Source organism: Streptomyces inhibens, from assembly GCF_022221585.1.
In the GTDB taxonomy this organism is placed as follows: Bacteria; Actinomycetota; Actinomycetes; order Streptomycetales; family Streptomycetaceae; genus Streptomyces; species Streptomyces inhibens.
The window spans coordinates 5,105,080-5,125,429 of the sequence record NZ_CP084681.1 but is presented as its reverse complement, the minus strand read 5'-3'; the positions used below and the strand labels follow the sequence as shown (position 1 = coordinate 5,125,429).

The following is a 20,350-nucleotide window of genomic DNA, read 5'->3' as shown; positions in this document are numbered from 1 at the left end:
CAAACGTTGGCCATCAGGACACCGCCGGCCGCCTCGCCGCCGCGGAAAGCTGGCAGCACCCCGGAAAACGCGCCTGACCAGCAGCGCATCAGCCCGATATCAGCCGTACGCACCATCGTCCGCACCGTATGAAGGAGACGCCATGTCCGAGAACCGAGCCCCGCAGATGCGCGCCGTCAGCCAGGACACCGCCGGAGGCCCCGACGTCCTCAAGGTGATCACGACCGACCGGCCGGTGCCCGGAGCGACGGAGATCCTGGTCCGGGTCCACGCCGCAGGCGTCAATCCGGCCGACTGGAAGATACGCGCCCGCGGCGAGTTCGCCACCGGCATCAAGCCGCCGTTCACCCTGGGCTTTGACGTTTCCGGTGTGGTCGAGGCGGTCGGCCCCGGCGTGACCCTCTTCGCGCCGGGCGACCGGGTCTTCGGCATGCCCCTCTTCCCCCACCCCGCCGGGGCCTACGCCGAGTACGTCACCGCCCCGGCCCGCCACTTCGCCCTGCTGCCGGCGGGCCTGGACCACGTCCAGGGCGCTGCCCTCCCGCTGGCGGCGCTGACCGCCTGGCAGGCACTGGTCGACACCGTGGACATCCAGCCCGGTGCGCGGGTGCTGATCCATGCCGCGGCCGGCGGCGTCGGTCACCTGGCCGTGCAGATAGCCAAGTCCCGTGGCGCCTACGTCATCGGCACCGCCCGGCAGGCCAAGCACGACTTCCTGCGCGGCCTGGGCGCCGATGAACTCATCGACTACACACAGCAGGACTTCGCGGCGGCGGTCCGCGATGTCGACGTCGTTCTCGACACCATCGGCGGCGACTACTGGGCCCGTTCGCTGCGCACCCTGCGCCCCGGCGGCACGCTGGTCTCCATCCTGCCGCTGGACGACACCTTCCCGGCCACGCAGGCGCGTGCGGCGCAGGTACGCGCGGTGTTCATGCTCGTCGAGCCCGACCAGGCCGGTATGCGCGCCGTCGCCGACCTGTTGGACAGCGGAAAACTGCAGGTCACCGTCGATGCCGTCGTCCCGCTCAAGGAGGCGGCAAAGGCGCATGCGCTCGGTGAGACCGGCCGCACCACCGGCAAGATCGTCCTGACGGTCGCGCCCTGACGGGCCAACTCCCTGGCCACGTCGGCCGCCTGATCAGCCGGACCGTCGAGCAGGCACACACCCCTCCAGTCCGGCACCCCGGCGGACACGCCGAACAAGCCGAGGAGGAAGATGGCGACATGGCAAATACCGTGGGGGCAAAGGCAGTTGTCATAGGGATCGGCGCTCTCGGCGTGATCACAGCACTCGCCGTGCTGTGGGTCCTCAGCTTGTGCGCGTGCATTGCGTTCGGCTGGCCGCCTCTGGTGCCCTGACAGACCACCGGCGCCCGAAGCGGTTCGCATCCCCCGGCTGAGACGGGGAAGGGGCACCTGGCGCGGCCGGCGTGATGCGGTTGTGCCCCCGCCGGCGAGCCGTTGCTCGCTGCTGACGCTCACCCACGGCTCGTCCACACGGGGCGCGAGCCCCTCCATCGGCTGTAGGTTCCCATTACCTGATTCAGCGTCAGCTCTTGTGACCTGCGGCTTTGCGCACCGTTCCAGCATCGTGTCAGTGCCGGATTCCCATGGTGCGTGTCATTTTCCTCGGCGCACGAACCCAGAGGCGTCTGCGTGCGGGCGCCGGCCGCACGTTGGTGAGCGCGGACGATGGTGGAGTCGACCGAGATGTCCCAGTCGATCTCATCTGCCGCGTCGGCAGCGGCCTGGGCCTGCTGGAGCAGAAGCTCCCACGTTCCGTCCACGGACAAAAAATCCCACGGCCTGTGCAGGTCCTGCTTTGCGATGCTTATCGCCGGGTCCGGGTCTGGGCTCCGAATGATGTTCACGAAGACATCGGGGGCGTCGCTGTTGTCCCCAGACGTGTATGCGTACTCAACGATGAGGGAGAACGGTATGGAGCCGTTAGAACTCCGCCGAGCAGTTGCGGCAGGACGGGCAACCGCTTCGAAGCTGGGCCTTCAGGTCGACGATGCCATCGTCATCCACGACTCGGACCGCGTCGCGCTGCGCCTGGTCCCTTGTGATGTTCTCGCTCGGGTAGCGCCTTCGGGGCATCTGGCTGGTTCCGAGTTCGAAGTGGAGGTTGCTCACCGTCTCGCCAACGTCGACGCGCCGGTGGCTGAGCTCGATCCTCGGGTCGAGCCCCGAGTCTATGTGCGTGACGCCTTCGCCATCTCGCTCTGGACCTACTACGAACCTGTGGGATCAGAGATCGCGCCGACCGACTATGCAAACGTGCTCATGCGGCACCATGCCGCCCTGCGCCAGATCGATCTGGACGCACCGTATTTCACCGATCGAGTCGCCGCGGCGCTGAGAGAGGTGAACGACCGGGAGCGGTCCCCCGAGCTACCTGACTCTGACCGGGAACTCCTCAGCAACACACTCGGTGGGCTGAGTGCCACGATCAGCAGCGACGAAACCGGCGACCAACTGTTGCATGGCGAGCCGCATCCGGGCAACCTCCTCAACACGAGGAGAGGGCCGCTTTTCGTGGACCTCGCCACCTGCTGCCGTGGGCCGATCGAGTTCGACCTCGCCCATGCACCCGAAGAAGTGGGAGAGCACTATGCGGGGGCTGACCACCGCCTGATTCAGCAGTGCCGCGCCCTGAACTGGGCGATGTTCTCGGCCTGGCGCTGGCGCCGAGACGACCAGATGCCTGACCGGAGCCACTGGAGAGTGGAGGGACTCAACCGGGTTCGTGCTGCACTCGATCGCTGCGCACTGGGCTGAACTGGAGGAAAAGGGCTGCTGGGTCCCGATCCGCAGCACTGTGTGCGGCGAACCGACACGGTGCTGCGGATGAACTCGGCCAGCTTGAGAGGACATCTCCGCCTCTTGCCCCGTGCCCACGTCAACGCCCCGGACACGGACCAGTCACATGATCGGCCGGGCAAGTCCTCATTCTGTCGCCGCATGGATTGCTGCGACTACGGCTTCGCCGATCGGGGTCAATTTCATTGGCGACGCCGTGGTTGCGCGGATGAGGAGTGGGTGTCCGATCTCGCGACGCAGTCTTCCGACTCTCGTGATCAAGGCCGTGTGATGGGTTCCGAGTGCTTCGGCGGCTTCCTTGAGTGTGCGATAGCGCGACACGGCAGCGAACTCGCGAAGGCGGTCCCATGCGCCCGGCCCCGTGAAGGCAGGACGGAGGATCTCCGGTGCCTTGCTGGCCTGGGCTGCCAGCTGCGCGAGTTCGGGGCGGGTGTGCCCGTTCACCTTGGTCACGGGGATTCCGTGCAGCTTGGCCCATCGGGTCATGGTCGTTGGGCTGAGGCCCTTCTCGCGGCCGAGCTCTGCAAGGGGCCGGCCTCGGACCAAGTACTGCTCGCGGAGCCATGCTCCGTCGACGTAGCCCTTGCGCGGTCCTGTTGCGTTGGGCTCGCGGACCTCGATGCCGTACTGCTCGGCGAGACGCCTCGTGACGTTGCGGCTGACGCCAGCGAGTTCCGCGATCTGGCGGAGGCCGAGACGTTCTGTGTAGTAGAGCCGCCTGAACTCGTCCGGCGGGAACGCCTGCTTCGCGATCCGCATGGCCTGGCCGTCGTTCCGCCGACGACTGCGTGGCCTCGGCTGGGCCGGCGCGGGAGACCGGTGCAGCAGAACTCGGACAGCTTCATGCGACGTGCCGAGCTCGTGGGCGGCCTGTTCCGTCGTCATGGACGGCGAACGGATCATTTGATGGAGGGTGCTGATATCGATCTTCTCCAGGTCATGACCTGCCGTTTCCAGGCCGTCGGCAATCATCGTCGGCGGTTCCCAGACCATGGGCTCACCCTTGATGCCGTGCTGTGCGAGGAAGTCGGCTCCAGCGCGGTGCAGGCCATCTCCGACTTCGGGTGTCAGGAACGCGGCGAAGTAGTTCACGTGCGGGCGGTCCATCGGCCGAGTGATCGCGAAGTGGGCGGGGGCCAGATGCGCCGGGAGCCCGCTCAGCTGCTCGAAGAGTGCGCTTCGTGCGACGGTGAGACGACGTCCCTGGCCGGGGTGAACGCCGGCTTCCTCGCAGATCTGGCGCCAACGAACCTCCGGCAGTAGATCGGTGTAGTCCAACATGCGGCGGCGCTGGTAGTCGATGGGCACTTCGTGTGCGTCGAGGTAGTCCGCCAGCCGAACCAGTGCCGTGCTGACCACCGCCCAGTGTCCCTGTGCATGCAGGAGTTGCAGGACTTTCGAGGTCATTTGCCGGGTAGTCACGCTGCCGAGACGACGTGTGATCACTCTGAGGTCGTCGCGTGTACCCACCAAAGCCAGGGAAGCGGACAGGCAAGGACGCAACGTTCGGCTGTATGCGCCTTGCGGCGGCGACAGCAGGACAGACAAACCGGGCCAGAAGCACGAGGGAATCTTGTGAACGCGCTGGTCCGCCACCCCTCCGCGAGGGGACGGTCTGGAAGGGAGAAAGGCCGAAAGCCGGTAACGGAGCTGATCACTCGGTCGCAGCATCGGTTCCTGCGCTGCCAGCTGGACGGCGCTCAGTTGCGGAGTGATGCCATGCAACCTGTGGAAGCCCGCCAGATGCTTGAGCGTTTCTGAGGAGTCTTCGGCAGCGACGAGATGCCGAAGCTCACGGCCGGCCGCATGGACGTCGGACTGCCCGAGGACTTGGAGGGCGGCGGCGATCCCGATGGCCTGGACGGATGCAGTCAGGCTGCGCCGAGCAGGAACGGCGCCCGTGACTTCGGGAAGGACCCCTTTCACGCTCTCATAGATCTCCCGCGCGTCGTGCGGCAAGACGCTGGCCAGACCGCTGTCTGGAGCATCGACCAGGAGCCGGGAGGAAAGGGCTCGAAGATCAGCCAGTGCCTCCAATGCGGAGAAGCTCTGTGGTGCGCTCGCGTAGATGCCGAACTCTGCTGAATCGATCTCCGCGATCTCCGTCAGCAGCTTTTGTGCTGCCAGCAGCGTGTGCCCGGATTCCAGTTCGATGCTTGCGACATCGGACAGCCGGTAGCCGCAGCGTTGGTGCCTTCTGCCGGGTTCTTCGCGCTGGCCCGGGAAGGCGCATTTTCCCAGCTCCGGGACATAGCGCTGCTGATGCAGCCGTTTCCAAGGCATTTGGCCGCACTGGGGGCACGCGTCGGCGAGCAAGCGGTTGTGATCGAGGCAGGCGAACGTCCAGCCCAGCCGCCAGCTCAGCTTCCACCGGCCCATCGTCTCGGCCAGGCAGTCCGGGCAGAAGCGTGATCCGGCCTGGCGTCCCCAGTGGTGCCATCGGCTGACCTGCCTTGTTTCCCGTTTGATCTTGAGTGCTCGGCCGTCGAAGTGCGCAAGCGTCATCGCGTGCAGAACCTGGGGATTCACGCCGGTGGCGTGAGAGATGCCGGCGGCTTCGTGGTCGCGGAGCAGGATCGCCCAGCGGGCTGGAATGTCGCGGTGGCAGTCGCCGGCTTCGACCCGTCGGGCCAGACCAAGGGCTGGCAGCAGGTCACTCAAGGGTGTCCGCAAGCGGTGGGCGATCACCTCGAACCACGAGTCCAGCGCCTCACCGGGCAACGGCGGGACCGTGATCGGCAAGGATCGGAGGGTGCTCACGCTGCCTTCTTCTTGGGCTTGCTGACCAGCCGCCCGGCGGCAAATGCCTGTCGAAGTTCTTCGCGTCCTTTCTCGGAGGCGGCGTCGTTCTTGACCTTCGACAGCAGGTCGAGGTCGATCCGCTCTGCCCCGGTGCGTACGGCTCGCTGGCAGGCACGGTTGACCAGTGTCATGAGGGAGCCGATGTGTCCGGTGCTGCGGGCGAAGAGCTCGTCGGACAGATCATCCGCGATCATGCCGGGGTACTTGTCCGCCAGGACGACCCGTTCCTCGATCGCGAGGAGGGTGTTGCGCCAGTCTGTGCGTCCTTCCTCAGTGTCGACGGTGAACGGCTTCATGCCCAGCCGGGTGGTGCGGCGTCCCGTCTGGGCGAGTACGGCGTCTTCGTAGCTGTCGCCCTCGTCGAACAGGCCTCGCGCCTGCAGGCCGACGCCGATCATGAGCAGGGTGACGGGGAACTCGTTGGCGATGTACTTGAAGTGGTTGCTCACCTCGATTCCGGTCCGGTTCCTCCAGCGCAGGAAGTGCAAATCGTCGACGATCAGGAGCGTCGTTTCGCATGAGAGGACGCAGTCGAGTGCGCGGAAGCCGAAGTCGGCGGCGGTGCCGCGGAAGCGTCCGGGGTGAGCGAAGAACTCCAGGATCGCCCGGTTGAAGTCGCGCATGCTGGTGTTGCTGGTCAGGCCCACTCGACAGACCGGCCACCGCTCATGCCCCTGATCGGTGTGCTCGCCCTCCTCCTCGATCACACGCCGGTGGAGCCGTTTGGCGAAGGCGAGGGCGGCCGTGGTCTTGCCCAGGCCGGGGAAGGCGTCAATGGCGATGCTGCCTTTGACCTTGTCGCCGTCCTGCTCGTTGCTGTCGATGATGTCCCAAAGATCTTCGTGCAGGGCTTCCATCTGCGGGGTGCGCAGGGGCCCGAGGTTCGCGTGCCATTTGCGGCGGCGCCGGTCGTAGTCAGCACGGGCCTTCTCCCCCAGAAGAGACAACTGACGGCCGGTGAGGTGCTCGGGGCGGGACCGCGACGGAGCGTCCACCAAGCGCCGGAAGCCTTCTTTGCGGGACAGCGTGAGGTGATCGAGTTTGGCCTGGAGATCATCCTCGGAACGCTTCCGGTCAGTCATCGATGTCCTTCAAGGCGGTTGCGTAGAAGTCGATTTCCTCGTCCAGCTCTTCGAGGCTGTCCCCGTCGTCATCGCCCTCTTCCACCACTGCGGTGGCTTCGGCTGCCGGAGGCTCGGCCTGCGCGGGAAGGGACAGCACGCGGGCGACCGACGGCAGCGAACTGACGGCGCCGGCTCGCGACTCAGGAAGGTCCAAGGCGGCCTGTTCGCGGGAGAGCCGCAGGGCCATCCGCCGTTCGACCAGGGAAGTGCCCAGGCCTAGGTTCCACCGCTTCAGCAGCAGGGCGATGGCGAGCCGGTCATCGGGAAAGCTGTACTCCTTCGCCGCCAGGCGCCGGGCGAACTGCAGCGCTTCCTCGCTAAGCGGCATGTCCAGGCTGGGCGCGTGCTCCCACTCAAGGGTGTGCCAGACGCGGTCGTGGTCCCGGAAGTGGATCCGGGTGGCGTCGTCGGGATCAGCCAAGAACTCCAGCCGCCGCTTGTCGAGGTCGATGTTGGAACCGCCCATGTCCCGGAGCCCGTCGAGGCAGCCGCCGTTGTAGCGGCGGCCGTTGATTTCGACGCCATAGTGCTGGACCGTGCGCATCGTGACGTCGAGGAACTCGTAAGCCAGGTGCGGGTCGCGGGGCACCTCGATGTAGCCCGCCCGCGCGAGACCGTGCTCGAACATCCTCGCCGGAGATAGCTCCACCTTCGGCAGGTGGGGGTCGAGCAATCCCTCATGTGGCGTGCGGTGATAGTCCACCGCTACCCACTCCCGGATGATCGCCTCAAGTTCGTGGTGGAAGAAGAAGGCGTCCTTCTCCGGATTCAAGCCACGCGAGTGGATGTTGGGTCCTTTGTAGCCCGGCAGCCGCTGCAGCAGGTCTTCCCGCAGGGTCCGGAAGAACCGCTCCACCGGACCCTTGTCCCGGCCCGTGCGCAGCCTCGCCGGCTGCACCGAGATCCCCATCCTGCGACAGACGCTGTTCAGATGCGCCGACAGATAGATCTTGCCGTGGTCGACGATCAACGTCTCCGGAACCACCTTCGGCCCCCAGGCCCCAGTGACGGGCCCATGCACGGCCTCGGCCTCCACCAGCACCCCGCGCGGAATGCCGTGCTCGGGCCAGGCCGCCTCGCTCGGCCAGCTCTCCGGCACCGGCTGGGGACGGTATGCCTGGTAGAGCACGGCCGCCGCGTCGATGGCCTTCGTCGACACTGGAGTCACCCGCAGACCGATGATGCAGCGGGTGTACCAGTCCATGGCGACGGTCAGCTCCGCTTGCATCCACCGCAGCGTCACCGGGTCGAGCGCGAACACGTCCAGGCGCGTGGTGTCCATCAGCACGTACTCGCCCGGCCGCGTGGGCCTCAGTTTCCCGTAGACGCCCCTTGGGCGGTCGGCGATGTCGCGGTTGCGCTGCGTACTCAGCCGGAACGTCGGATGACGTCGCTCCAGTTCTTGCATCCACCGGTAGGCCGTTGTCTGCGGGGGCACTGGCACCTTGACCAGCTTGAACTTAGCTTTGACGCGGGCTTCGACTTCTTCGAGCACTACCTTCACAGAGGGCCGCGACTCTTCCTCGTACTCGCTCAGCACCTCCTCCGCGGCCTCGACCCAGCGCGGATCGGCATTGCTCAGCCCACCGTCTGCCCGAGCCGCCCTTGGCACGAGACCAGCCTCGCCGTGCTCGCGGAAGGCTTGTGCCCACCGGCGCGTCGACCGGGCGGACACCCCCAGTTCCGCGGCCTTGGCCTCATACCTGGCCTGCAGCGGCAGGCCAGGGGCGTACTGAGGCCGTGGCTCGTCAGGCCGCGGAAGGTCCTCGCTGCCGGAGCGGTAGCCCGTCAGCATCTCTCGGACATGCTCGGCCCGCTCCAGGACCTCCTTCTTCTCCTCCTTGGTCAGCCGGTTCAGCACCACGGCCGCGACGTCCTCGTCATCGGCGGAAGACGGCCCCGATCCGTCGTGGATCAACTCGGCGCGATCCGAAGTCAGCAACTCACGCAGCGACATCCGGGCCAGCCGGTCGCGTCCGTCCTTGAGGATGACCTCTATGCCCGTGGCCATGCTGGCGAACTCCACGACCTCGACCGTCTCGCCGTCCAGCCGGAAGTGCGTCCCGACGCCCAGTTTCGCCCCCGCCCCACTCATGCGGCCCTCCGCAGCACGTGCCCCGCGCTCAGCGGCCGGTCCAGCGCGGTCATCACATGCCCGGACCACAGCAGGTGCAGTACCGCCGACTTCACCAGCGGCCGGGGACGCTCGGGCAGCAGCCGGAAGGCATCGCCCAGCAACATCCCGTCCAGATCCACGGCCTGCAAGGCGGCCACCAGGTCAGGGTCGAACAGCCAGGCGCGGCGGTAGCCGGCCAGGAACCGGACGTTTTCCAACACGTGCGGATTCGGCTCACTCCACACCTCGTACCGCCACCCGCGCGACATAACCGCCTCCCGCGTCCAGGTGAACGTGAAGGCGATCTCCGGCTTCTGAAGCCGGTGGCGCGGCTTGACGTCCACGATCAGCGGGCCGTCGTCCGTCAGCAGCAGATAGTCCGGGATGTGCTTGCGGACCTTGCCGTCCAGGTCGGCCTTGAGCAGGAAGGGCTGGGCGACGATGTGCCGCACCTCTTGAGCGAAGTCGGCGAACAGCAGCCGCCCCAGCTCCAGCCGCGACTCGTAGATGACGTGATCGCCCACGGTCGCCGACCAGTACGTGCCCGAGTAGTGCTGCTGCCCCTTGTACCAGCGGAACGTCCGCCATGGCCGGGCCTCCCGCAGCAGCCCAAGCGGCACCGACGACCACTCCAGGTCCTCCACCACGGCATCGTCACCCCGCCGGACACTCAGCCGTACCGGCGCAGCAACTGCTGTACCCATCGGACCACCTACCCCGCGTTTCCGACGCGGCCCCACTGGCCGCCGAACGCTGGGGTCCTGCCCCGGCCAGCAGCGGAGACGACGACTGGGGAGGTCCTGTACACGAAGAGGGGAACTACTCGTCCACGGGGCATGATTTCCATCCCCGTGTCCTATTGGCCACGCAGTGGCCATCGCTGATGGAAAGTGGCCACGGGATCTGGAAACCTACATCGGCTCCGCTCAGGTCTGCGCCATATCCACAAACCGTGAGTAGTGCCCCTGGAACGCCACCGTGATCGTGGCCGTAGGGCCGTTACGGTGCTTGGCCACGATCAGGTCGGCCTCGCCTGCGCGCGGGGACTCCTTCTCGTAGGCGTCCTCGCGGTGCAGCAGGATGACCATGTCGGCGTCCTGCTCGATGGAACCGGATTCACGCAGGTCGGAGACCATCGGCTTCTTGTCCGTGCGCTGCTCCGGGCCACGGTTCAGCTGGGAGAGCGCGATGACCGGGAGCTCCAGCTCCTTCGCCAGCAGCTTGAGGTTTCGGGACATGTCCGAGACCTCCTGCTGGCGGCTCTCGGCGCGCTTCGAGCCGCCGGACTGCATCAGCTGCAAATAGTCGATGACCACCAGCTTCAGCTCGTTGCGCTGCTTGAGCCGGCGGCACTTCGCACGGATCTCCATCATCGACAAGTTCGGCGAATCGTCGATGTACAACGGCGCGGCCGAGACATCCGGCATCCGGCGCGCCAGCCGCGTCCAGTCCTCGTCCGTCATGCTGCCGGAGCGCATGTGGTGCAGCGCCACCCGGGCCTCGGCGGACAGCAGACGCATCGCGATCTCGTTGCGCCCCATTTCGAGGGAGAAGATCACGCTGGGCAGATTGCTCTTGATCGAGCAGGCGCGCGCGAAGTCCAGCGCGAGGGTCGACTTACCCATGGCGGGACGGGCGGCGATGACGATCATCTGGCCCGGATGCAGGCCGTTCGTCAGGGAATCCAGGTCAGTGAAGCCGGTCGGCACGCCCGTCATCTGGCCCTGGCGGGAGCCGATCGCCTCGATCTCGTCGAGGGCGCCCTCCATGATGTCGCCGAGCGGCAGGTAGTCCTCGCTGGTCCGCTGCTCGGTGACGGCGTAGATCTCCGCCTGGGCGCTGTTGACGATCTCGTCGACATCGCCGTCCGCGGCATATCCCATCTGCGTGATACGGGTGCCGGCCTCGACCAGCCGGCGCAGCACGGCGCGCTCATGGACGATCTCGGCGTAGTACTCGGCGTTCGCCGCCGTCGGTACGGACTGGACGAGGGTGTGCAGATACGAGGCGCCGCCGACCCGTCCGATCTCGCCGCGCTTGGTCAGCTCCGCGGCGATGGTGATCGGGTCGGCCGGCTCGCCCTTGGCGTACAGGTCGAGGATCGCCTGGAAGACCAGCTCATGGGCGGGGCGGTAGAAGTCGTCGCCCTTGAGGACCTCGACGACGTCCGCGATCGCGTCCTTGGACAGCAGCATGCCGCCGAGCACGGACTGCTCGGCGTCCAGGTCCTGCGGGGGGACCCGTTCGAAGCCGCCGGCCCAGGAGCCCCCGTCGTCGTCGCGATCCTGTCTGTCCTGTCTGTCGCCGCGGCCGCGGCCCTTGCCCTTGCCCTCGCCCCGGCGGGAGCGGGCGGCCGGCAGCAGGTCGCTGGGACCGGAGTCCGCCCAAGGGTCCTCCATGGGCTCGGGAATGCTCACCCGGCACCTCCTCCCGTCCGCGGCGCGGACCTTGCTGTGCTGTTCTTTCTTACGGCACAGCTCTGACAATCGAGACGCCCGACTCCGGTTACGGCGCGTCGAGTTCGGACGATTTCTCAGGCCGGAACAGGCGGCGGGTGCCGGACCACGGTAGGCCCGTGGGCACCGTCCGCCAATCTGGTTATCCACAGGCCATGTGGATGACTGCCCTACAGCTGTGGAGAAGTCCCCAGATCCTGTGCACGGGACGGGGGAAACTTCTGTGGACAAGCACACAATTACCCCGACCCCACGTCTCTGACCTGCGACTTTCTCATCCATAGCCTGTGGGGGAGAAAAACTTCTGCCACTGGCTCAAGATCACGACAAACGGCGCGGAGAAGGTGACTCCACACAGCAGAAAGTAAGGACTGCAAAGGGTTTGCATCTCTTACCTGTGGAAGATTAGATTGAGTGCATGACACAGGCTCCCGCGACCACGCGGCGCATCAACCGCCGCCACGACCGCGAGATCATCGCCCTTGCCCTCCCCGCCTTCGGCTCACTGGTCGCGGAACCCCTCTTCGTCATGGTCGACAGCGCCGTCATCGGCCACCTCGGCACCCCTCAGCTCGCCGGCCTCGGTGTCGCCGCCGCGCTGCTGACCACCGCCGTCTCCGTCTTCGTCTTCCTCGCCTACGCCACCACCGCCGCGGTCGCCCGCAGGGTCGGCGCCGGCGAACTCTCCGCCGCCATCCGCCAGGGCATGGACGGCATCTGGCTCGCCCTGCTGCTCGGCGCCGCGGTCATCGTGGCCGTGCTGCCCAGCGCCCCCTGGCTCGTCGAGGCCTTCGGCGCCTCCAGCACCGCCGCTCCGTACGCCACGAGCTACCTGCGTATCAGCGCGCTCGGCATACCCGCGATGCTCGTCGTGCTGGCCGCCACCGGCGTGCTCCGCGGCCTCCAGGACACCAAGACCCCGCTGTACGTCGCCATCGGCGGATTCTCCGCCAACGCCGCACTCAACATCGGCCTGGTTTACGGCGCCGGTCTCGGCATCGCGGGCTCCGCCTGGGGCACGGTCATCGCCCAGTGCGGCATGGCCGCCGTCTACCTCGCCGTGGTGATCCGCGGTGCACGACGGCACGGCGCCTCACTACGCCCCGACGCCGCGGGGATCCGCGCCTCGGCCCAGGCCGGCGTCCCGCTGCTGGTCCGTACGCTCTCGCTGCGCGCTGTTCTCATGATCGCCACCGCCGTGGCCGCCCGGCTGGGCGACGCCGAGATCGCCGCCCACCAGATCGTGCTCACGCTGTGGTCCCTGCTGGCCTTCGCCCTGGACTCGATAGCCATCGCCGGGCAGGCCATCATAGGCCGCTACCTCGGAGCCGAGGACCGCGACGGCGCCAAAGCAGCCTGCCGCCGCATGGTCCAGTGGGGCATCGCCTCCGGCGTCGCCCTCGGTGTGCTGGTCGTGCTCGCCCGCCCGCTGTTCATCCCCCTGTTCACCTCCGACCCCGCCGTGCGGGGTCCGCTGCTGACCACGCTCCTGGTCGTGGCCGTGACCCAGCCCGTCTCCGGAATCGTCTTCATCCTCGACGGCGTGCTGATGGGCGCGGGGGACGGCCCGTATCTCGCCTGGGCGATGGTGGCGACCCTGGCCCTGTTCGCGCCGGCCGCGGTGGCCGTGCCGGCGCTCGGCGGCGGACTGGTGGCCCTTTGGTGGGCAATGGCCCTAATGATGACCGTACGCATGCTGACCCTGTGGCTGCGTACCCGCTCGGGCCGGTGGATTGTGACCGGAGCCTCCCGCTGAAGCATCTCCCGCAACACGCAACGCGTGTCGATAATGACCGTGTGCGCTCGCTTGCCAGAAAGTCCGTGCTGCCTCTGACGTTCACCGTCGTCATGGCCGCTGCCGTGGTCGGCTACGCCTCGGAGCAAACCGATACGAGCAGCAGCGGCGGCGGCCGCAGCAGCTTCGGCAAATCCGGCGAGGCCGGCGGCCAGGATCCCCAGGACCAGGACCCGTCCGCCACGGCCCCGGCCGATGACGGCAATGCGTACACCCCGCGCAGAACCGAGCAGAACGCCCGGGTCGGCGCGGTCTTCGAGAAGGACGACTCCGGCGATCACTTCTGCACCGCGAGCGTGGTGCAGAGTCCAGGCCGGAACATGCTCATCACCGCGGCGCACTGTGCCTACGACAGCGACGCCGGGAGCACGGTCAACGACCTTGTCTTCGCCCCCGACTACCGCGACGGCGAGGAGCCCACCGGCCTGTGGAAGGTCAAGAAGGTGATCGTCGACGACCGCTGGGCCAAGTCGCAGGACGAGGATCTCGACGTCGCCTTCCTCATACTCGACAAGAAAAAGGGCAAGCAGGTCCAGGACGTCCTGGGCGGCAACACCCTCGGCATCGACCGTGGCTTCGACAACGAAGTCAAGATCACCGGCTATCCCACCAGCCGCAATACCCCGATTTCCTGCCAGAACCGCACCACGAAGTTCAGCGACACCCAGCTGCGTGTCCAGTGCACCGACTTCGAGGGCGGTACGAGCGGCAGCCCTTGGCTGGCCGACTACGACCCCAAGAGCCACACCGGCACGGTCATCGGTGTCCTGGGCGGCCATGAAGGCGGCGGCGACCAAGACGATGTCTCGTATGCCGCGTACTTCGATGACGACATCGCCCAGCTCTACAAGCACGCCCAGGACGAGGACTGAGACCGGGCCTTCGGCGCCCCGAACACGGCGAAGGGCCGCACCCCGGTGACGGGGTACGGCCCTTCAGCGTTGTCCTGCGATTACGCGGCGACGACCTCGACGCCCAGCTTCGCAACGACCTCGGCGTGCAGACGCACGGAGACCTGGTGCGAGCCCAGGGTCTTGATCGGCGAGCCGAGCTCGACACGACGCTTGTCGACGTCCGGACCACCGGCAGCCTTGATCGCCGAGGCGACGTCGGCCGGGGTGACGGAGCCGAACAGGCGGCCCGCGTCGCCGGCGCGAACGGCCAGCTTCACGTTGACGCCCTCGAGCTTGCCCTTGATCTCGTTGGCCTGCTCGATCGTGGCGATCTCGCGGATCTTGCGACCGCGGCGGATCTGCTCGACGTCCTTCTCGCCACCCTTGGTCCAGCGGATCGCGAAACCGCGCGGGACCAGGTAGTTACGGGCGTATCCGTCCTTGACGTCAACGACGTCGCCGGCGGTGCCGAGGCCGGAGACCTCGTGGGTGAGGATGATCTTCATTAGTCGGTCACCCTTCCCTTATCGCGCGGTGGACGTGTAGGGCAGCAGCGCCATCTCACGGCTGTTCTTCACGGCCGTGGCGACGTCACGCTGGTGCTGAGTGCAGTTGCCGGTGACTCGGCGGGCACGGATCTTGCCGCGGTCGGAGATGAACTTCCGCAGCAGGTTCGTGTCCTTGTAGTCAACGTAGGAGATCTTCTCCTTGCAGAACACGCAAACCTTCTTCTTAGGCTTGCGAGCAGGCGGCTTCGCCATTATCTCTCTCCAATGAGTTCAAGAAGTTTGTGCTGACGCCCTCAAGGCCCCTGGCCGTTTCACGGCGCTGTTTCACGTGAAACAACGCGGAATCGGGCCAGCTGTAGGACCTAGAAGGGCGGCTCGTCCGAGTAGCCACCGCCGGAGCTACCGCCCCAGCCACCGCCGCCGCCACCCTGCTGGCCACCGCCGGCAGGACCGCCGGTCGCCCACGGGTCATCGGCAGGAGCAGCGCCGCCGCCCTGCTGGCCGCCGCCGGAGCCGCCGCCCCAGCCGCCGCCACCCTGGCCGCCGCCCTGCTGACCGCCGCCGAAGCCGCCGCCGCCCTGGCCACCGCGACCACTGGTCTTGGTGATCTTGGCCGTGGCGTTCTTGAGGCTCGCGCCCACTTCTTCGACGTCGAGCTCGTAGACCGTGCGCTTCACGCCCTCGCGGTCCTCGTACGACCGCTGCTTGAGGCGGCCCTGGACGACCACGCGGGTACCCCGCGTAAGGGACTCGGCGACGTTCTCCGCCGCCTGACGCCACACCGAGCAGGTCAGGAACAGGCTCTCGCCGTCCTTCCACTCATTGGTCTGACGGTCGAAAGTGCGGGGAGTGGACGCGACGCGGAACTTCGCGACCGCCGCACCGGACGGGGTGAAGCGCAGCTCGGGGTCGTCGACAAGATTGCCGACAACCGTGATGACGGTCTCGCCTGCCATTAGGGGAACCTCTCGGCGGGTGTGCTGCTGGCTGCTGGTGTTGCTGCTACTCGAACCCGGTTACCGCTGGACGCTTGCGCGCTCAGTGGGTCTCGGGACGGAGGACCTTGGTCCGGAGGACCGACTCATTCAGGTTCATCTGACGGTCGAGCTCCTTGACGACCGCAGGCTCGGCCTGCAGGTCGATGACCGAGTAGATGCCCTCGGGCTTCTTCTTGATCTCGTAAGAGAGACGACGACGGCCCCAGGTGTCGACCTTCTCGACCTTTCCGTTGCCCTCACGGACGACGGAGAGGAAGTTCTCGATCAGCGGGGAGACAGCGCGCTCCTCGAGATCGGGGTCGAGGATGACCATCACCTCGTAGTGACGCATGTGGAACCCACCTCCTTTGGACTCAGCGGCCACGGTCGTTCCGTGGCAGGAGGGTCATATGCGTTCCGCGCCGAGCCCGGCCGGTCATCCGGACAGACATAGGCGCAGACCGTACAGAGTACCTGCCTGAGGCCTTCCGGTTGAAATCCGGCCGCTGTACCCCCCAATCTGGAACACAACGGGTGTGAGCGGCGTTACAGTGCGCCGCCCTGTCATCGGAGGTGCCGCATGGCACAGGCAGCAAGGACCCAGCGCAGTTTGCTCTCGCTTCTCAACAGCGACGGCAAGGACCATCCCGTCGAGAACACCTTTGCCATTGTCACCGTGGTGCTCGGCGCGATCGCCGTCTTCACCACGCTCTCTCCCAGCCTGCACCTGATCAGTTCCTGGGTCGGCCTCATCGGAATCGGCACCGGCCTGTGGGGCCAGTTCATCTCGTCGACGACAGGCGAACGCTTCCTGTTGATCATCGGACTCGGGGCAGCGGCCTTTGGCTTCTACCTCGGCCTGGCACACGGCGGCCTCTGGGGCGGTGTCATCGGCTAGCCGCCGATGCGGCATACGGGGTCCAGCCCGTATGGCCCAGACGGGGCGCTCCCCGGTCACAGTAGGCTTCGGCGCGAGAGCCGGAGCCCCGACCAAGGGGACACACCTGCCGAGGAGCGCCCCGCATGAGCCTGACCCTGAGGACCATTAGCCGAGAGCAGCATCTGGCATACATCCAGAGCCTGCCCGCGGCGAGCCACATGCAGGTCCCTGCCTGGGCTGACGTCAAGGCCGAATGGCGTGCGGAGAGCCTGGGCTGGTTCGACGCGAGCGGCGAGCTGGTCGGCGCCGGCCTGGTGCTCTACCGCCAGGTGCCCAAGGTCAAGCGCTATCTCGCGTACCTCCCCGAGGGCCCGGTCATCAACTGGTACGCGCCGAATCTGGAGGACTGGCTGCAGCCGATGCTCGCGCATCTCAAGCAGCAGGGTGCCTTCACCGTGAAGATGGGCCCGCCCGTCATCATCCGCCGCTGGGACTCCACGGCGATCAAGGCCGGCATCCAGAACCCCGACGTCAAGCGACTGCGGGACGTCGAGGCGACCCACATCGAGCCGCGTGCCTTCGAGGTGGCCGACAAGCTGCGCCGCATGGGCTGGCAGCAGGGTGAGGACGGCGGCGCCGGTTTCGCCGACGTACAGCCGCGTTATGTCTTCCAGGTGCCGCTGGCCGACCGCTCGCTGGAAGAGGTCCACAAGGGCTTCAACCAGCTGTGGCGCCGCAACATCAAGAAGGCCGAAAAGGCCGGCGTCGAGGTCGTCCAGGGTGGCTACGACGACCTGGCCGAGTGGCAGCGCCTCTATGAGATCACCGCGGAGCGCGACCACTTCCGGCCGCGTCCGCTCGGCTACTTCCAGCGCATGTGGACGGCCCTCAACACCGAGGACCCCAACCGCATGCGGCTGTACTTCGCCCGCCACAACGGCGTGAACCTGTCGGCGGCAACGATGCTCGTCGTCGGCGGGCACGTCTGGTACTCCTACGGAGCCTCGGACAACATCGGCCGTGAGGTCCGGCCCTCCAACGCGATGCAGTGGAAGATGCTGCAGGACTCCTACGCGCTCGGCGCCACGGTCTACGACCTCCGCGGCATCAGCGACTCCCTCGACGAGAACGACCACCTCTTCGGCCTGATCCAGTTCAAGGTCGGCACAGGTGGGCAGGCAGCGGAGTACCTCGGCGAGTGGGACTTCCCGCTCAACAAGCTGCTGCACAAGGCGTTCGACCTCTACATGGCGCGCCGCTGACCGCTCCACCGCACCGTTCGTACTCCTGACACACCCCAGCCACGAGAAAGGTTCCGGGCCCGGCCATGGCGCTCACCCTCTACGTCGACACCGCGCGCTGGCGGGCGCATCACCAGAGCGTTCTCCAGCAGTTCCCCGGGCTGGTCCCGGTCTGCAAAGGCAACGGTTACGGCTTCGGCCATGAGCGCCTCGCCGAAGAGGCAACCCGCCTGGGTGCCGACATCCTCGCGGTCGGGACGACCTACGAAGCGGCCCGTATCAAGGACTTCTTCAGCGGCGACCTGCTCGTCCTGACCCCGTTCCGCCACGGCGAGGAGCCGGTGCCGCTGCCCGACCGGGCGATCCGCTCGGTCTCCTCGGTCGAGGGCGTGGGCGGCCTGGTCGGCGCCCGGGTCGTCATCGAGGTCATGAGCAGCATGAAGCGCCACGGCGTCAAGCCGGAGGATCTGCCGAAGCTGGCCGCGGCCATCGAGGACGTCCGGCTCGAGGGCTTCGCGATGCACCTGCCGCTGGACCGCGCCGACGGGTCCGACGCGGTCGACGAGGTCATCGGCTGGATGGACCAGCTCCGCAACGCCCGTCTCCCGCTGCACACGATGTTCGTCAGCCACCTCAAGGCCGATGAACTCGCCCGTCTCCAGCAGCAGTTCCCGCAGACCCGCTTCCGCGCGCGGATCGGTACGCGGCTGTGGCTCGGCGACCACGAGGCCACCGAGTACCGCGGCTCGGTGCTCGACGTCACCCGCGTCGCCAAGGGCGAGCGCTTCGGCTACCGCCAGCAGAAGGCGGCCTCCGACGGCTATCTGGTCGTGGTGGCCGGCGGCACCTCGCACGGCGTCGGCCTGGAGTCGCCCAAGGCGCTGCACGGTGTGATGCCGCGCGCCAAGGGCGTGGCCCGGGCCGGCCTGGCGACCGTCAACCGCAATCTCGCCCCGTATGTCTGGGCCGGGAAGCAGCGCTGGTTCGCGGAGCCCCCGCACATGCAGGTGTCGATCCTGTTCGTGCCGGGGGACGCGCCGCAGCCACAGGTCGGTGAGGAACTGGTGGCCCATCTGCGGCACACCACCACGCAGTTCGACCGCATCGTGGACCGCTGAGGCGGCCTGAGCTCCAGCTCAGCACACAGCAAGGGCCCGGTCCCGCAGACATCCGCTGCGGCACCGGGCCCGGTGCATGTACGCCGGTGTCGGCTCAGTCCCTTACAGCGCCCCAGCGCACCTGCGGCGCCCCCTCGAACTGCACCGCGTGCCGAGGCCGGTGGTACGTCCGCCCCAGCACGAACGCATCGGGGCTGCGATCCAGAACACCGCCCGACGGATCGTCGTCCCCGTCCCTGCGGACCACATCGCGCTCCGGCATCAGGATGTCCCGTACGACCACGGCACACACATAGAGCGTGCCCAAGAGGTGCAGCGCGATCGCCAGCTGGTAGCCCTCGGTCGGCAGCCCCTGGTGCTTGTCGCCGTTGCCTGTGTAGGCGAGGTACATCCAGATCCCCAGGAAGTACATGACCTCGCAGCCCTGCCAGATCAGGAAGTCCCGCCAGCGCGGCCGGGCCAGCGCGGCGAGCGGGGTCAGCCACAGGACGTACTGCGGCGAGTAGACCTTGTTGGTGAGGATGAACAGCGCGACGACGAGAAATGCGAGCTGCGCAAAGCGCGGCCGGCGCGGCGCGTAGAGGGTCAGCAGCCCGATGGCGCCACAGCCCAGGATCATCAGCAGCGTGGCGTAGGTGTTCGCGTTCTCCAGGGGGTTCCCGGTGCGCTGCGAGATCAGCAGCCAGATCGAGCCGAAGTCGATGGGCCGCTCCTGGCTGAAGGTGTAGAACTTCGCCCAGCCCTCCCGGATGTGGAACCCCGACGCATTGTGCGTGATCATCACCGGCAGGTTCACCACCAGCCAGGACACCACGGCACCAGCCACCGCCTTGCCGTACGCGCGCCAGGCTCCCGCACGCCAGCACAACACCAGCAGCGGGCCCAGCAACAGCACCGGGTACAGCTTCGCCGCGGTCGCCAGCCCGATCAGAACGCCGGCCGCCAGCGGACGGCTGCGTGACCACATCAGCATTCCGGCGGCGGTCAGGGCGATCGCCAGCAGATCCCAGTTGATGGTGGCGGTGAGGGCGAAGGCGGGGGCCAGGGCGACAAGGAGGCCGTCCCAGGGGCGTCGGCGGTGGGTACGGGTGACACACACCGCGATGACGGCGGCGCAGATCATCAGCATGCCGGCGTTGACCAGCCAGTAGATCTGCTCGCGGTGCTGGATCGCCCCTCCGTGCGGGGTCATCCAGGAGGCGACCTCCATGAAGACACCGGTCAGCACGGGGTATTCGAGATACTCCATATCGCCGGGCAGCCGGTCGAAATACGGGATCAGCCCCTCGGCGAAGCCCCGCCCCGCATAAAGATGCGGGATGTCGGAGTAGCAGGCGTGGGTGTACTGGCTTGTGGCGCCGAAGAACCAGCCGCCGTTGTAACAGGGCAGCTTCTGCACCATGCCGAGCGCGAACATGCCGATGGCGACGAGCGCGATGACCCGCACCGGCGTCAGCCAGCTCGTCCCGAGCAGTGCGCGTCGGCCGATCGGCCCTCCGATCAGCTCGCTGCCGGCCGCCGACACCTCATCCCGCTTCGTCGGCCGTACCGACTCGTCCCGTCGCACGCTCGTCATGGCCCCATCCTGCCGTACACCCCTGGGCAGAACATGG

17 protein-coding genes are annotated in these 20,350 nt (G+C 67.2%); 7 read left to right on the top strand and 10 right to left on the bottom strand.

Going from position 1 to position 20,350, the window contains the following annotated elements; all coding sequences use genetic code 11:
* Window positions 1–142 precede the first annotated feature (142 nt).
* Window positions 143–1,108: an NADP-dependent oxidoreductase gene (locus KI385_RS23370; RefSeq protein ID WP_238574101.1), complete on the top strand. Its 966-nt coding sequence runs from the start codon at window positions 143–145 to the stop codon at window positions 1,106–1,108.
* Window positions 1,109–1,941: 833 nt separating this feature from the next.
* Window positions 1,942–2,784 carry a phosphotransferase gene (locus tag KI385_RS23360; protein ID WP_238574100.1) on the top strand — a complete coding sequence of 281 codons (843 nt, stop codon included), beginning with the start codon at window positions 1,942–1,944 and terminating at the stop codon, window positions 2,782–2,784.
* A 168-nt stretch (window positions 2,785–2,952) separates the two neighbouring features.
* Here the strand turns inward: KI385_RS23360 and KI385_RS23355 are convergent, their stop codons facing one another.
* From KI385_RS23355 to dnaB, 5 genes are all read right to left on the bottom strand, one after another.
* On the bottom strand, window positions 2,953–5,568 hold the full coding sequence (locus KI385_RS23355; RefSeq protein WP_238574099.1) for a TniQ family protein: 2,616 nt from the start codon (window positions 5,566–5,568) through the stop codon (window positions 2,953–2,955).
* A 14-nt stretch (window positions 5,569–5,582) separates the two neighbouring features.
* Entirely contained in the window at window positions 5,583–6,710 is a 1,128-nt protein-coding gene (locus KI385_RS23350; protein ID WP_238574098.1) for an ATP-binding protein, read from the bottom strand.
* The gene (locus KI385_RS23345) at window positions 6,703–8,847 is read right to left on the bottom strand and encodes a helix-turn-helix domain-containing protein (protein WP_238574097.1); all 2,145 of its coding nucleotides are present in this window, start codon (window positions 8,845–8,847) and stop codon (window positions 6,703–6,705) included. The genes KI385_RS23350 and KI385_RS23345 overlap by 8 nt, the downstream gene beginning before the upstream one ends.
* Window positions 8,844–9,572, bottom strand: coding sequence for a TnsA-like heteromeric transposase endonuclease subunit (locus KI385_RS23340; RefSeq protein WP_238574096.1), 729 nt, complete (start codon window positions 9,570–9,572; stop codon window positions 8,844–8,846). The genes KI385_RS23345 and KI385_RS23340 overlap by 4 nt, the downstream gene beginning before the upstream one ends.
* Before the next feature lie 222 nt (window positions 9,573–9,794).
* On the bottom strand, window positions 9,795–11,267 hold the full coding sequence (dnaB, locus tag KI385_RS23335) for a replicative DNA helicase (RefSeq protein ID WP_238577812.1): 1,473 nt from the start codon (window positions 11,265–11,267) through the stop codon (window positions 9,795–9,797).
* Window positions 11,268–11,742: 475 nt separating this feature from the next.
* On the opposite strand from dnaB, the gene KI385_RS23330 reads away from it, so the two are divergent.
* Together KI385_RS23330 and KI385_RS23325 are read left to right on the top strand one after the other, a co-directional pair.
* Window positions 11,743–13,080 carry an MATE family efflux transporter gene (locus KI385_RS23330; protein ID WP_238574095.1) on the top strand — a complete coding sequence of 446 codons (1,338 nt, stop codon included), beginning with the start codon at window positions 11,743–11,745 and terminating at the stop codon, window positions 13,078–13,080.
* Window positions 13,081–13,121: 41 nt separating this feature from the next.
* Window positions 13,122–13,991, top strand: a complete 870-nt coding sequence (locus KI385_RS23325) for a trypsin-like serine peptidase (RefSeq protein ID WP_238574094.1) — start codon at window positions 13,122–13,124, stop codon at window positions 13,989–13,991.
* Between the two features lie 80 nt (window positions 13,992–14,071).
* On the opposite strand, the gene rplI is transcribed toward KI385_RS23325, so the two are convergent.
* The 4 genes from rplI to rpsF form a co-directional block, all read right to left on the bottom strand.
* The gene (rplI, locus tag KI385_RS23320; protein ID WP_238574093.1) at window positions 14,072–14,518 is read right to left on the bottom strand and encodes a 50S ribosomal protein L9; all 447 of its coding nucleotides are present in this window, start codon (window positions 14,516–14,518) and stop codon (window positions 14,072–14,074) included.
* Window positions 14,519–14,536: 18 nt separating this feature from the next.
* Window positions 14,537–14,773 (bottom strand): 30S ribosomal protein S18, encoded by a 237-nt coding sequence (gene rpsR / locus KI385_RS23315; RefSeq protein WP_003978893.1) that lies wholly within the window; start codon window positions 14,771–14,773, stop codon window positions 14,537–14,539.
* Window positions 14,774–14,883: 110 nt separating this feature from the next.
* Window positions 14,884–15,477 carry a single-stranded DNA-binding protein gene (locus tag KI385_RS23310; protein WP_238574092.1) on the bottom strand — a complete coding sequence of 198 codons (594 nt, stop codon included), beginning with the start codon at window positions 15,475–15,477 and terminating at the stop codon, window positions 14,884–14,886.
* Between the two features lie 82 nt (window positions 15,478–15,559).
* Window positions 15,560–15,850, bottom strand: coding sequence for a 30S ribosomal protein S6 (gene rpsF / locus KI385_RS23305; protein ID WP_006604399.1), 291 nt, complete (start codon window positions 15,848–15,850; stop codon window positions 15,560–15,562).
* A gap of 228 nt (window positions 15,851–16,078) precedes the next feature.
* On the opposite strand from rpsF, the gene KI385_RS23300 reads away from it, so the two are divergent.
* The 3 genes from KI385_RS23300 (at window position 16,079) to KI385_RS23290 (ending at window position 18,737) form a co-directional block, all read left to right on the top strand.
* Entirely contained in the window at window positions 16,079–16,396 is a 318-nt protein-coding gene (locus KI385_RS23300; RefSeq protein WP_238574091.1) for a hypothetical protein, read from the top strand.
* Window positions 16,397–16,521: 125 nt separating this feature from the next.
* A complete protein-coding gene (locus KI385_RS23295; protein ID WP_238574090.1) occupies window positions 16,522–17,640 on the top strand; it encodes a lipid II:glycine glycyltransferase FemX in 1,119 nt (372 codons plus the stop codon).
* A 65-nt stretch (window positions 17,641–17,705) separates the two neighbouring features.
* Entirely contained in the window at window positions 17,706–18,737 is a 1,032-nt protein-coding gene (locus KI385_RS23290; protein ID WP_238574089.1) for an alanine racemase, read from the top strand.
* A 94-nt stretch (window positions 18,738–18,831) separates the two neighbouring features.
* Here the strand turns inward: KI385_RS23290 and KI385_RS23285 are convergent, their stop codons facing one another.
* Window positions 18,832–20,313, bottom strand: coding sequence for a glycosyltransferase family 87 protein (locus tag KI385_RS23285; RefSeq protein WP_238574088.1), 1,482 nt, complete (start codon window positions 20,311–20,313; stop codon window positions 18,832–18,834).
* Between the last annotated feature and the right edge of the window lie 37 nt (window positions 20,314–20,350).